The following is a 13399-nucleotide window of genomic DNA, read 5'->3' on the forward strand; positions in this document are numbered from 1 at the left end:
CGTCTGCCAAGCTGTCGATATTCACTTCGTTAGCTGACAGGCCGGAAACCATGGCAGAGCCGGAATCAAAACTGCGCCAGCGCACCGACGGGCGACTCGATCGCTCGCGCGATCCCGCGATCCTCGACGCCGCGTTGGCGGCCCTGGCGGAGCATGGGTACGACGCCACAAACATGAATGACATCGCCGCGCGGGCCGGCGTCGGTAAGGCCGCGATCTACCGACGATGGTCGTCGAAGGCCGCGTTGATGACCGACGCCCTTGTCTACTGGCGCCCTGACCTGCTCACCGATGATGCGCCTGACACCGGCAGCCTGGCCGGTGACCTTGATGCCCTTGTCGAACGTGCCAAGCGAAACGACGATTCGCTGATTACCAACGACCTTGTGCTGCGAGTCGCCCTGGAGGCCGCGCACGATCCCAACCTCGCTACAGCGCTCAATGACCTCGTTCTTTTCAAGGGCAGACGCGTGCTCTCGGCGATTTTGGCGCGGGCTGCTGACCGTGGCGAAATAGCCAGCGCCAGCGGGTGGTCATTGGCCGCCGACGTCTTGACGGCGATGGGATTACTGCGCGTCATCAGCGGACAGACCGTTGACGCTGACTTCGTACGGCTGGTGATCGACACACTAATCCTGCCCGCCGTACAGCCATACGATCGACCAGCAGGGCGTTGACAGCACGGGCGAAGCGACAAAAGTCCGGATGGCCGAGGATGCCCGGCCCTCAACACAGGTCACGGTCATCGACCGGCTGTCCGGCCCCTTCCCGCGGTCAGCACCCGGAAGTGAACGGGATGCTGGGGGCGATGGTCAGCCGGCCGTCGCGCGGGGCACCTTGGGAAGGTCGCGCGCGCCGAGATTCGTTGCGGTGGTGACGACGGCCCGGTCGATCTGACGCAGCGCGTGCACGGCGTAGAGGAGTCGCCGGGTTTCGGGCCGCGGTGCGGCCCGTTCGTCGAGCTGGCGGGCCAGGCTCTCGGCGCGGTCGAGCTCGTCGGTCACCGAGACGATGGTCGGTTCGTGGGTGCCGTCGATCGCTTCGACCAACGCGTCGATGTTGCGTTGGGTCTGCGCGGCGGCCGACATGAAGGCGTCCGCGAACTCCTGCGAGCCGGGCGGAATCCGGTAGCGCTCGGCGCTGCGCGCCAACGACCGCCCGAAGTGATCGCACGCGGTGAACAACCGCAGGCCGCGCCGGATGTTGCGGCGCCCCGCGATCCCCGCCAACCCGGTCAGCAGCGGCTTGGCGCTGACCCGGAACTGCTGCAGCTTGCGGTCGAGTTCACGCGCCCGGTCGGTCGGGCTCGCCGTGTCGTCCGCGCCGAACATGGTCGCGGTGGAGACCTCGATCAACGCGGACAACGCCGTCAAGAAGGCGCGCGCGTCGGTGCGGATGGCGCTCCTGGTGTGCGTCGGCAGCACCAGGATGGCGACGGTGGCCCCGATGACGGCGCCGATCGCGGTCTCCTCGATCCGCAGCATCAGCACGCCGAACGAGAACTCGCCGAGCAGCCCGTACAGCAACGCCAGCATCGTGGTGATCCAGAACGTCATCAGGCTGTAGGTGACGGTCAGGAAATAGAAGGCGCAGAACAGGCACACGAAGATCGCCACCAGCGACGCCGTCTTGTCGCCCGAGAGCACGGTGGCCACCAGCACGCCGCAGGGCACGCCGAGCAGGGTCCCGAGCAGGCGCTGCCAGCCCTTGGTCAACGTTTCGCCCCACGAGTTGGTCCCGGCGAAGATCACGAACGCCGCGATCACCGCCCAGTACCAGCGGGCGGGCGACACCAACTCGCCGGCGACGATGGCCAGGGACGCGGCGACGGCGACCTGGATGGCTTGGCGGGTCGTGGGCAGCAGGCCCGGGTGCTCCTCGGCGCCGGCGGCGGCCTCTTCCGGTGCGGAGCTTTCCGCCGCCGGGGCGGGTGCGACGTCCACGGCGGCGAGGTCGTCGCCGGTGGTGACTCGCTGCACCATCGCCCGCACTTCGGAGGTGGCCGTCGCGGCGTTGATGATGGCCAGGGCGAGTCGGCGGACCGCGGCGTTCCCTGGGTCGTCGGGCGCAGTGTCCGCGGCGCCGCACTGCTGGTCCAGCAGTTGCTGCGCCTGCGCCGCGGCCTGCCGGAGTCCGTCGGGTTCGGGGATGCGGATCGCCCGCGACAGCTGGGTGAGCGCCCCGACCAGGGCGGCGCGCGTGGCGGCCGTCAGGGCGCCGGGATACTCGGAGGCGACCTCCGCCGCCCGTCGGCCGGCGGTGGCGACCCATTCGATCGCAAGTTCGGCGTCGAAGAGCCACGGGGCCAGCCGTTCGCTGGTGACACCGGGCCACGGCGTGGCGAACTTGGCCTTGTCCTCGATCTGACTCTGCACTTGCAGGGCGGTCTCGTTCAGCCGGAGTGTCCGCGCCCGCATCCGACGCCGCCGGCGCTGGTCGACGCGCCCGGTGCGGACGGCCTCCGCGGTGGTGTCGATGACGATCGCCATCCGGGCGCGTAACGCCCGGATGGTGTCGCGCAGCACGCTGTCGGGCCGATCCGGCAGCACGAGCGCGGTCATCACGTACGTACACACCGTTCCCACCGCGACCGCGCCGATCATCCAGGGCAGCTCCGAGATTCGGGCCCGCAGGTACAGGGTGAAGAAGTAGGACATGAACGCGACCATGCCGAGCGCCCGGCCGCGCGGCCCGAACCGGCGGATGTAGACGGCGGCGAAGACGATCGTCACGAAGGCGGCGTCGGCGGCCACCGGGTGCGGGGCGAGTAGCGCCGCGGTGGTGATGGCCAGGGCGGCCGGCGCGGGCAGCAGCGCCATCGTGATCCGCTGCTGCCGGGGGTCCGGCTCGTTGACCGACCGCGACGCCACCATAGTGATGACGACCCCCAGCAAAGCGACCGTCAGCGGCTCACCAGTCGCCCTGGTCAGCAGGGAGAGGATGAGCAGCGAACAGCCGAGCGCGGCCGTCGTGCGCGTCGCCATCCGCAGTCGAAGCAGCCCAGGATCGGAGCCGATCACCCAGTTGCGGGCTCGTTCGTAGAGAACAGTTATCGCCTGACCGCCTTCCTCGCGCTTACTCAACATGGTTACCCCAAACCGCGGGGCGACGGCCAAGCTAGTCTTCGACATCGTGACGGGGCCGACGCGGGCGAAGCTGGCCGATGGCCGTGAAATGCTGTTCTTTTCGCTGCCCGGGCGCCGTCCTGCCCCGGTCGAGGATCGCCGCCCCCTGCCCGAGCGGAAGCCGGACCAGTCCCAGCTGCGGTTCGACCGGTCAACCGGGCAGTGGGTGATCGTCGCCGCCCTCCGCCAGGACCGCACCTACAAACCGCCCCCCGACCAGTGCCCGCTGTGCCCGGGGCCCACCGGGTTGACCAGCGAGGTCCCCGCTCCCGACTACGACGTCGTCGTCTTCGAGAACCGGTTCCCCAGCCTGTCCGGTTCCGGCGTGGCCCCGGTCCCCGGCGGAGTGGGCTTCGTGTCCGCGCCCGGCCACGGCCACTGCGAGGTGATCTGCTTCTCCAGCGACCACACGGGCTCCTTCGCGGGACTGGCCCCGCCGCACGCCCGGCTGGTCGTGGACGCGTGGCGGCACCGCACCGCCGAACTCATGGCCTTCCCCGGCGTCGAGCAGGTGTTCTGCTTCGAGAATCGCGGCGAGGAGATCGGCGTGACGTTGACCCACCCGCACGGCCAGATCTACGGCTACCCGTATCTGACGCCGCGCACGGCGGCCATGCTCGAGCAGGCGCGCCGACACCGGAAAGCCCACGGGAACAACCTGTTTGCCGACATGCTGGCGCGCGAGGTCGCCGAGGGCAGCCGCATCGTCGCGCGCACCGTGTCCTTCACCGCGTTCGTGCCGTTCGCGGCGCGCTGGCCGGTGGAGGTTCATGTCTACCCAAACCGGTTCGTGCACAACCTCATCGAGCTCACCGACCACGAGTTGGACGGGTTCACGCAGATCTACCTGGACGTGTTGGGGCGGTTCGACCGGATGTATGCGGGCCCGCTGCCCTACATCTCGGCGTTGCACCAGTACGCCGACGCTCAAGAGCAGGACGAAGGCTACTTCCACGTCGAACTGATGTCGATCCGGCGCAGCGCCACCAAGCTCAAGTACCTGGCGGCCTCCGAGTCGGCGATGGGCGCGTTCATCAGCGACGTCACGCCCGAAAGCGTGGCCCAGCGGCTCCGGGAACTCCGATGACCGTCCGCTATGGCGCGCCCGGCCGGATCAACCTGATCGGCGAGCACACCGACTACAACCTGGGTTTCGCGCTCCCGATCGCGCTCCCGCAGCGCACCGTGGTGACGTTCACGCCCGATGGCACCGACGCGATCACCGTTCACAGCACGCGCGCACAGGGTGCGGTGAGATTTCCGCTCGGAACCGTTCCCGGACAGGTCATCGATTGGGCCGCCTACGTGGCCGGCGTGGTGTGGGCGTTACGTCAAGCCGGGCACCCGGTGCCCGGCGGCGCGATGTCCATCACCAGCGACCTGCCGATGGGGTCGGGGCTGTCGTCGTCCGCAGCGCTGGAGTGCGCGGTGCTGGGCGCGATCGCGCAGGCCATCGGCGTCCGGATCGACCGGAAAGAGCAGGCGCGGCTCGCCCAGCGCGCCGAGAACGACTATGTCGGTGCCCCAACCGGCTTGCTCGATCAGCTCGCCGCGCTGTTCGGCGAACCGGCGACGGCGCTGCTGATCGACTTCCGCGACCTCACCATCTCGCCGGTGCCCTTCGACCCCGAGGCGGGCGGCGTGGCGCTGCTGCTGATCGACTCGCGGGCCCGTCACGCGCACGCGGACGGCGAGTACGCGGCGCGACGCGCGTCGTGCGAGCGGGCGGCCGCCGACCTACAGGCGTCGTCGTTACGCGACGTCTGGGATCGCGGGCGCGCGGAGTTGGACGCGGTCCGCAACCCGATCGATGCCCGCCGCGCACGCCACGTCCTGACGGAAAACGGCAGGGTATTGGATTTCGTTGCCGCGGTGGGTAATTCGGACTTCGTCGAAGCCGGACGCCTGCTGAGCGCCTCCCAGGTGTCCATGCGCGACGACTTCGGCATCACCACCGAATACATCGACCTGATCGCCGACACCGCGGTGCGCGCGGGCGCGTTGGGAGCACGAATGACCGGCGGCGGGTTCGGTGGCTGCGTGATCGCGCTGGTCCCGGACCGACGGGCGGACGCCGTGGCCGAGGCGGTGCGGCAAACGGTGATCAGCGCCGGTCACCCGCGCCCGGTCATCACGCCCGCCCGGGCGGCCGCGGGCGCCGGACCGGGTGGATGAGCGGCACCTATCGGTCGTAACGCGGCCTTTAGTTGTAACGTAACGGCTATGAGCGTGACCGCGTGCGTGATGTGTGGCCGGAGCTTCTCGGCCCGATCGGACGCGGTTTACTGCTCGTCGGCGTGCCGGCAGAAGGCGCATCGCGCCCGGGCCGCGCGCCGGACGGCGGTGTTGCGCGAGCGCCTCGAGCGGCACGTCGGGTCCGATCGGACCAGTTCGCTGGAGCGCTCGGTCTTGCGCTCCCTGGAAAAGTCGCGGCAGCAGGTCGATCGCTCCCGCGAATTGTGCCGGATGTCCGAGGTGCGCATCCGGCGGACGGTCGCCCTCCGCCAGCAATTCGCCAAAGAGCAGTCCGTCGCGGGGACTCGGGCGAGGGGTGCGCCATGACGTGGGATCTCAACGGTCAGACCGAAGTCGTCGAGCAGGCGCTCGCGGGCGGCGTTCCGCAGCGTGCGGGTTGGTTCCGATTCTATTTCGCGGATCAGCGCTGGGAGTGGTCCGACGAGGTCCAGCGGATGCACGGCTACGAACCCGGAACGGTGACACCGACCACCGACCTGGTGGTCTCGCACAAGCACCCCGACGATCGGGACGAGGTGGCCGCCACCATCGACGACATGGTCGAACGCCGTGGCGCCTTCAGCACGCGGCACCGCATCGTCGACACCGGTGGCGCCACCCACGATGTGGTGGTGGTCGGCGACCAATTCTGCGACGACAACGACGAGGTGATCGGCACCCACGGCTTCTACATCGACGTCACGGCGGAACCGGAAACGAACTCCGAGGATGTCATCACCGCGAAGGTCGCGGCGATCGCCCAGCGGCGCACCGTGATCGACCAGACCAAGGGCATGCTGATGCTGGTCTACGGCATCGACGAGTCGGCCGCTTTCGATTTGCTCAAATCGCTGTCCCAGGTGCGCAACATGAAGCTGGCGCCTCTCGCCGAGCAGATCGGCAAGGACTTCAAGGAGTTGGGCAGGGAGGCTATCTCCTCCCGGGCGCAGTTCGACCAGCGGCTGCTGACCGCTCACCTGCGCGTGTCCGGCTGAACGGCAACGCTATTAGGCCGGCGTGAAGCGCACCGCCGCCAGGCCGAGCCGGTTGACCGCCTCGGCGAACTCCTCCCGCGTGGGGATGCGCTGCTCGCGGAACTTCAGCCCGATCATGCGCTGCGCGCGCCGCACGCCGTACGACTCGGCGCAACGCAGGAGGAGCTCGCTGACGGTGGCGGGATCGCGGATGAGGTCACCGCGCATCGCGATGGTCCTGCCGCCGTACACCACGCGGGCGGGGGCGCCGTCGCGGAAGTTCTGCTTCCATGCGGCACCCGTCAGCGCATAGAGGTCGCCGTCGATCAGGTGCGCGCTCACCGGAATTGAGAACTGGCGGCCCGTCTTTCGTCCGGTGAAGCCCAGCACCATCAGCTGCTTGCCCGCGGGCCCGGCGAGCGGGGTGCGCAGCAGCACGCCCAGGATCGGATTGACCAGACGGATCACCAGCGACGGCGGGTGCCCGGCGTCAACCGCATACGGCTGTTCTGCCATGGAGTACACGGTAAGGCCAAGGAGTCCCGCGCGACAGCCGGAGCCGGCGCCCTCCGCCAGTCGATCACCGCCACCGTGTGGTTGCCCGGGTTCGCCAAGCTAGAAGACATGTGACAAATAGCAGATCGTGCGACCCTCGGCAACGCGATCACGCCGGTTCTCCGACGCTGCACGGCGAGAAACTCGAGAAGATCCCAGCTTGGCCATGGACATCCAATTCCCGGGCCGCGGCCAGCGCCGAAAGGCATCGCCGGGACGGTGCCGCTGTCGGAAGCCATCCCGGCGCTGACGGAGCTGGAACGCAACGGCACCGCGAAGCGCGGCAAGCTCATCATCGTGCCCGGATGAATCCGAATTTGCGCGCATTCATCTCGCAAACAGCCGCGCGAGTACGGGCTCATCCAGTAAGAGACAGGTATGAAGTCGCGGAAGGCGCTCCTCGCGCTCGTCGCCGCGACCGCTGTCCTGGTGGCTTTCGTCGCGGCGGCCCCACCCATCTCCTACGACGGCGAGCCCGGCTTCGTCGCCAACCCCGTCGAGCACGTGGACACGCTGATCGGCACCGGGACGGGCGGCGACATCGTGGGCGAGATCAACAACTTCCCCGGCGCTTCCGTCCCGTTCGGCATGGTGCAGTATTCGCCGGACACGGTGAACGACTACGCCGGCTACAGCTACGGCAATCCCCACTCCACCGGCTTCAGCATGACCCACGCCTCGGTCGGATGCGCCGCGTTCGGCGACATCTCGATGCTGCCGACGACCACCGACATCGGCGCGCAGCCCTGGAACGCGTCGGAGAGGATCGCGCACGACGACACCGAACAGGGTGTGCCGGGCTACTACACGGTTCGATTTCCGGACACCGGCGTGACCGCGGAGCTCACCGCCACCACCCGCACCGGAGTCGGCCGGTTCAGCTACCCGCGCAACGGGCGCCCCGCCCTGTTCCACGTGCGCTCCGGCGCCTCGCTGGCGGGAAATTCGCGCGCGGCCATGCAGATCGGCGACGACAACACGACGATCACCGGCTGGGCCACCAGCGGCGGGTTCTGCGGCAAGAGAAACACCTACACGGTGTATTTCGCGATGAAGTTCAGCCAGCCGTTCGTCTCCTACGGCGCGTGGGACGGCTACGGGGTTTCAGCCGGTGCCCGCACCGTGGTCTCGCCCTACAGCGGGGGATACGTGTCGTTCCCGCCCGGCTCGGCGCTCGAGGTGCGGACGGCGCTGTCCTACGTCAGCCTCGACGGCGCGCGGGCCAACCTGGCTGCCGAAAGCGGGGCCACCTTCGACGGCGTGCGCGACGCAGCGGTCTCGCAGTGGAACGCCGCCCTGTCACGCATCGAGGTGGCCGGCAGGAACGCCGACAACCTGGCGACGTTTTATACCTCGCTCTACCGATCCCTGTTGCACCCCAATACGTTCAACGACGCCGACGGCCGCTATGTCGGATTCGACGGGGTGACCCACGCCGTGGCGGCGGGCCACACCCAGTACGCCAACTTCTCCGACTGGGACACCTACCGGTGCCTGGCGGCCCTGCAGGCGCTGCTCTTTCCCGAACGGGCCGGTGACATGGCCCAATCCCTGGTCAACGACGCCGAACAGAGCGGGGCGCTGCCCCGCTGGCCGCTCGCCAACGCCGCGACCGGGGAGATGACCGGAGACAACGTCGTCCCGCTCATCGCGAATTTCCATGCCTTCGGGGCGAGGGATTTCGACGCCCGGACGGCACTGCGCTACATGGTCGACGCGGCCGAGCACGGCGGTGTCGGCCTGCACGGCTACGTCGAGCGGCCCGGCATCGACACCTACCTGGCGCTGGGTTACGCGCCGCAGAGCGCGGCGTTCCGGACCGACGACCGCATTGCCGGCGCGTCGATCACGCTGGAGTGGTCGGTCGACGACTTCGCTATCTCCCGCTTCGCCGACTCGCTCGGCGACGCCGCGACCGCCGCGGCCTTCCAGGACCGCTCGCAGTACTGGCAGAACTTGTTCAATCCGAGCACCCATTACATTTCGCCCCGCAACGCGACCACCGGGCTGTTTCGACCCGGCCCCGGATTTGTGCAGTCCCGCTTCGGCTTTGGGCAGGACGGCTTCGACGAGGGCAACGCCGAGCAGTACGTCTGGTGGGTGCCGCACAACGTCGCCGGGCTGGTCACCGCGCTCGGCGGCCGCGCGGCGGTGGCCGGGCGGCTGGACCGCTTCACCAGGAAGCTCAACGTCGGGCCCGGCGAGCCGTACCTGTGGGCCGGCAACGAGCCCGGCTTCGCGGTGCCGTGGCTGTACAACTACGTCGGGCAACCGTGGAAGACCCAGTTCACGGTGGATCGCGTGCGCGGGCTTTTCGGTCCCACACCCGACGGGGAGCCGGGCAACGACGACCTCGGCGCCCTCGCCAGCTGGTACGTGTGGGCCGCGCTCGGGCTGTATCCGAGCACTCCCGGCACGCCGATACTCTCGGTGAGCGCACCGCTTTTCGATCGCGCGGTCATCGCGCTTCCGGGCGGCAGGTCCATCCGGATGTCCGCGCCAGGGGCGTCCGGGCCGCAACACCTCCGGTACATCAGCGGCCTGAGCGTCGACGGCCGGCCCACCGATCACACGTCGCTCCCGGAGTCGATCGTCGGCACGGGCGCGGACCTGACGTTCACGCTGGCCGCCTACCCCGACAAGGTGTGGGGCACCGCCGAATCCTCCGCGCCGCCGTCATTCGGGACGGGCGGCACGGCTGTGACCGTAAACGTTTGGCGTCCGGTCGTCACCATCGCGCCCGGGAGCACCGGCACCGTCAAGGTCGACCTGCAACGGATGGTCGACGGTGCCGACGGGTACGCCATCACCGGTGCGGCCTCCGACACCGGGGTCACGGGGATCTCCGTGGCGCCCATGTCCGCCCGATTCGGCGCGGACGGATCGGCCGACCCCGCCGTCACGATCTCGGTGGCGCGATCGGTGCCCGAGGGGTACGAGCTGGTGAACCTCGACGTCACGGTCGGCCAGAGCGTGCGGCGGGCGGTGGTCCTGGCCGTGGTCATGGCCGACTCCGGCCAGGACTGATACGGCCGTCAGATCATCTCGTTCTTGGTCAGCCAGCGCATCACGGGCCAGCCGACGAACACCGGCAGCCAGCAGGTGAGGATCCGGTACAGCAGCACCGACGGCACGCCGACCGCCGCGGGCACGCCGAAGGCGGCCAGACCACCGATCAGGGCGGCTTCGACGGCCCCCACGCCGCCCGGTGTCGGGGCGGCGGAGGCCAGGGTCCCGCCGACCATGGTCACCACGGTGACGGTGACGAAGGTGGTGTCCCCGCCGAAGGCTTCGACGCTGGCCCATAGCGCCAGGGCCGCGCCCAGAGTTGTTCCGGCACAACCGATCAGGATCAGCGCCAGTCGCCTGGGCTCGCGGGCGAGCTTCAGCAGGTCGCTCGTGACCTCGGCCAGCTTCGGCCGCACCTCCGTCGCCAACCACATGCGGAGCTTGGGCACGAACAGGAACGTGCCGATGATGCCGAGCGCCACGCCGGCGATCAGGTAGAGCATGGTAGCGCTCGGGACGAAATGTGACAGGTCGGCCGACGCGCCCGCCAGCGCGCTGAACAACACCAACAGCGTGAGGTGGACGATCACCTGCACCGACTGTTGCAGCGCCACCGCCGCGGTGGCCCGCATGGCGGTCAGGCCGTTCTTCTGCAGGAACCGCGTGCTCAGCGCCAGGCCGCCGACGCCGGCCGGGGTGGTGGTCGCGGCGAAGGTGTTGGCGACCTGCGCGATCGAGAGCGTGAAGAAGCCCACCGTCCCGTCTGCGCACGCCCACAGCGCCGCCGCCGCCCCCACATAGGTGAGCGCCGACACCGCCAGGCCCAGCACCGCCCACCACCAGTTGGCGTGCCGCAGCTCGGAGAAGAACGTCGGCACCGTGCTGATGAAGGGGTAGGCGACGTAGACCAGCGCGCCGAAGAGCACCAGCTGGATCACCTGGCTGCGCGTGAACCGGGTGATCGTCTCGGTCTTGATCTGGTCCGCGCCGGTTTGCCGCTTGACCTCCGCCCGGGCGGCCGCGATGACCGCGCCGGAATCGGGAACCGATTTGCGGATCCCCTTCGGCACAGCGGTTTTCGTCAATCGTCGGGACGCCTCGAGGATCGCATCCTTGCCGAACGCGTCGATCGCCGAGGCCACCGCCTGCTTCGGGTCGTACAGCGCCGACGCCGTCACCAGCAGCTGGGCGATGTCGGACTGGAGTTGCGCGTCGGTGGCTCCGTACTCGGCGCTAAAGAAGTCACCGAAGAGGACGGTGCCGTCGTCGACCGTGATCTCGTGGCTGCGCAGGTCGCCGTGGGAGATCTGGTGGCCGTTGAGGACGTGCAGCGACTCCCACAGTCGCGCGACGGGAGTCGTCTCCGCGCAGCGGTCGATGGGCACGCCGCGGCGTGGCTGGTGCGAGTACAGCATCCAGCCCCGGCTCAGGGGAGCCACGGCAATCGTCGAGGTGTTCGCGAGCCCCAGGTCCCCGATGGCGATCGCCATGAGAGCGCGATGCTCGACGGCGCGGCGCATGGAGGTGACCAGCGGGGCGGTCTCGGCGTCGCGCAGCCGCAGCTTGCTCCAGAGCTGACGCAGCGCGCCGCCGCTGCGTTGGTGCGGGCCGTACAACTCGATCACGGCCGAGTCGTCCGGGTGCTCGCACTCGCCGGACAACACCAGCGGTCCGCGCCCGGCCGGCCGCACCACGGTGAGCCGGGAGACGACGAAGCCGCGCTTGGCCATCGCCCGCACGGCCGCCTCCAGCGGCACTTCCAGCGCGGGCGTGCCGACGACGAGCACCACGAGGGACCCGACCAGCCACCCGACCGCCAGGCCCAGCAGTGCGCGGGCCGGCACGATGGCGCTGACCACCAGGTGGATCGGCACGAATGCCAGCAGCAGGCCCCACCACCACCGCCGCCACCGCGCCGGCAGCCAGGGGCCCGCCACCGTCAGCACGGCCGCGAGCATCGCGATCCAGCGCGGGTCATCGAGGAACTGGGCCAGCACGGTCTGGAGGCGGTCGGACACGTCGAAGTGCCACCGGGGCGCCGAGAATCCGTTGCCGCCCAACGACAGCAGCAGCGCCGCCAGCAGCGCGGCCGCCGCGTAGGCGCCGAGCAGCTTCCATTTGCGCGCGACGATCAGCCCGATCAGGATCATGAACGGCAGGGCCAGGATCGCGACGCCGTACGCGAGGTAGACCAGGTCGGATTGCCGGGGAGAGAGCACCCCGACGATCTGGGAGATGGATTTCTCCAGCGCCTCCCACTGGGGTCGGGTGATCAGCGAGCTCGTGATCACGGTGGCCAGCAGCACGACGCTCGCGGCGAGGCGCAGGATGTCGTTGGTTCGCCGGGCCAGCGGTTGCAGCAAGCTGCCGGAAACGCTGACCTCGCGCCCGTCGACTCGCATCGTCCCAATATCCCTCGCGGCTCGGGCTCCGGACCGTTGGCGCCCCGACGGACAAGTTAACCGGATACCCGGTTGCGCGAAAGCTTGCTCGCATCCGGCGCGCGTAGGGTCGGACACATGCGCGTGCCGGCGAAGGGGAGGGTGACCGTGGCGAGGACGGACAACGACACCTGGGAGATCACCGAAAGCGTGGGCGCGACGGCCCTGGGCGTCGCGGCGGCCAGGGCCGCGGAGACCGACAGTGAGAACCCGCTGATCAGGGATGAATTCGCCCGTGTTTTCCTGCACGCCGCCGGCGAGGGGATGTGGAACTGGTTCGCGGCCCCCGACCTGCCCGCCCAGGTCGCGGAGGCCGAACCGGACCTCAAGCCGAGGATGCAGGGGATGGTCGACTACATGGCCGTCCGGACGGCGTTCTTCGACAAGTTCTTTCTCGACGCGGCCGCCGCCGGCGTGCGCCAGGTGGTGATCCTGGCGTCGGGCCTGGACTCGCGGGCGTGGCGGCTGGCGTGGCCGGACGGTGTCACGGTCTACGAACTTGACCAGCCGCAGGTCCTGCAGTGGAAGCTGGCGACGTTGCGCGACAACGGGTTCGCGCCTGCCTGCGACCTGGTCACCGTTCCCGTCGACCTGCGTCACGACTGGCCCGCCGCGTTGCGGGAGGCCGGTTTCGACCCCGGCGCGCCGAGCGCGTGGTCGGCCGAGGGGCTGCTGCCGTTCCTGCCCGCGGCGGCCCAGGAGCTGTTGTTCGAGCGGGTTCAGGCGCTCGGCGCAGCGGGCAGCCGGATCGCCGTGGAGGCGCCGGGCCCCGACTTCCTCGACGAGGACGCCATCGCCCGGCAGCGCGAGACGATGCAGCGAGTGCGCGACGTGATGGCCGAGCTGGAACCCGAGCGCGACATACCCGACGTCGCGGACCTGTGGTATTTCGAGGAGCGTGAGGACGTCGGCGATTGGCTGCACCGGCACGGCTGGGAGGTGGTGGTGACGCCCGCCGAGGAGCTGTTGGCCAGTTACGACCGCAGGCCTCCGCAGGGCGTCGAGGGTGCGATCCCGCAGACGCTCTTCGTCGCGGGCGAGCGTGCTGAGGGGAAGTGAG

The 13399-nt window shown here is 69.4% G+C and carries 10 protein-coding genes; 7 read left to right on the forward strand and 3 right to left on the reverse strand.

Features of this window, described 5'->3' with window-relative positions; all coding sequences use genetic code 11:
* Nucleotides 1-50 precede the first annotated feature (50 nt).
* Nucleotides 51-677 (forward strand): TetR/AcrR family transcriptional regulator, encoded by a 627-nt coding sequence (locus G6N56_RS21735; RefSeq protein ID WP_085258150.1) that lies wholly within the window; start codon nucleotides 51-53, stop codon nucleotides 675-677.
* Between the two features lie 135 nt (nucleotides 678-812).
* Here G6N56_RS21735 and G6N56_RS21740 read toward each other — a convergent pair whose 3' ends face one another.
* The gene (locus tag G6N56_RS21740; protein ID WP_085258167.1) at nucleotides 813-3020 is read right to left on the reverse strand and encodes an FUSC family protein; all 2208 of its coding nucleotides are present in this window, start codon (nucleotides 3018-3020) and stop codon (nucleotides 813-815) included.
* Between the two features lie 64 nt (nucleotides 3021-3084).
* On the opposite strand from G6N56_RS21740, the gene galT reads away from it, so the two are divergent.
* From galT to G6N56_RS21760, 4 genes are read left to right on the forward strand one after another with little or no spacing between them, the layout of a single operon-like run.
* Nucleotides 3085-4212 carry a galactose-1-phosphate uridylyltransferase gene (galT, locus tag G6N56_RS21745; RefSeq protein ID WP_085258149.1) on the forward strand — a complete coding sequence of 376 codons (1128 nt, stop codon included), beginning with the start codon at nucleotides 3085-3087 and terminating at the stop codon, nucleotides 4210-4212.
* Nucleotides 4209-5300: a galactokinase gene (locus G6N56_RS21750; RefSeq protein WP_085258148.1), complete on the forward strand. Its 1092-nt coding sequence runs from the start codon at nucleotides 4209-4211 to the stop codon at nucleotides 5298-5300. The genes galT and G6N56_RS21750 overlap by 4 nt, the downstream gene beginning before the upstream one ends.
* Before the next feature lie 48 nt (nucleotides 5301-5348).
* The gene (locus tag G6N56_RS21755) at nucleotides 5349-5687 is read left to right on the forward strand and encodes a hypothetical protein (protein ID WP_085258147.1); all 339 of its coding nucleotides are present in this window, start codon (nucleotides 5349-5351) and stop codon (nucleotides 5685-5687) included.
* On the forward strand, nucleotides 5684-6355 hold the full coding sequence (locus G6N56_RS21760; RefSeq protein WP_085258146.1) for a PAS and ANTAR domain-containing protein: 672 nt from the start codon (nucleotides 5684-5686) through the stop codon (nucleotides 6353-6355). The genes G6N56_RS21755 and G6N56_RS21760 overlap by 4 nt, the downstream gene beginning before the upstream one ends.
* 12 nt (nucleotides 6356-6367) lie before the next feature.
* On the opposite strand, the gene G6N56_RS21765 is transcribed toward G6N56_RS21760, so the two are convergent.
* Nucleotides 6368-6850 carry a hypothetical protein gene (locus G6N56_RS21765; RefSeq protein WP_085258166.1) on the reverse strand — a complete coding sequence of 161 codons (483 nt, stop codon included), beginning with the start codon at nucleotides 6848-6850 and terminating at the stop codon, nucleotides 6368-6370.
* 417 nt (nucleotides 6851-7267) lie between these two features.
* Here G6N56_RS21765 and G6N56_RS21775 point away from each other — a divergent pair, with 417 nt between their 5' ends.
* Nucleotides 7268-9916 carry a GH92 family glycosyl hydrolase gene (locus G6N56_RS21775; protein WP_085258145.1) on the forward strand — a complete coding sequence of 883 codons (2649 nt, stop codon included), beginning with the start codon at nucleotides 7268-7270 and terminating at the stop codon, nucleotides 9914-9916.
* Nucleotides 9917-9924: 8 nt separating this feature from the next.
* Here G6N56_RS21775 and G6N56_RS21780 read toward each other — a convergent pair whose 3' ends face one another.
* Nucleotides 9925-12300, reverse strand: coding sequence for a lysylphosphatidylglycerol synthase transmembrane domain-containing protein (locus G6N56_RS21780; protein ID WP_085258144.1), 2376 nt, complete (start codon nucleotides 12298-12300; stop codon nucleotides 9925-9927).
* Between the two features lie 147 nt (nucleotides 12301-12447).
* Between G6N56_RS21780 and G6N56_RS21785 the strand changes: the two genes are divergently transcribed.
* The gene (locus G6N56_RS21785; protein WP_085258165.1) at nucleotides 12448-13398 is read left to right on the forward strand and encodes a class I SAM-dependent methyltransferase; all 951 of its coding nucleotides are present in this window, start codon (nucleotides 12448-12450) and stop codon (nucleotides 13396-13398) included.
* Nucleotide 13399: the final 1 nt, after the last annotated feature.

The sequence above is a fragment of the Mycobacterium saskatchewanense genome (assembly GCF_010729105.1).
GTDB classification, from domain to species: domain Bacteria; phylum Actinomycetota; class Actinomycetes; order Mycobacteriales; family Mycobacteriaceae; genus Mycobacterium; species Mycobacterium saskatchewanense.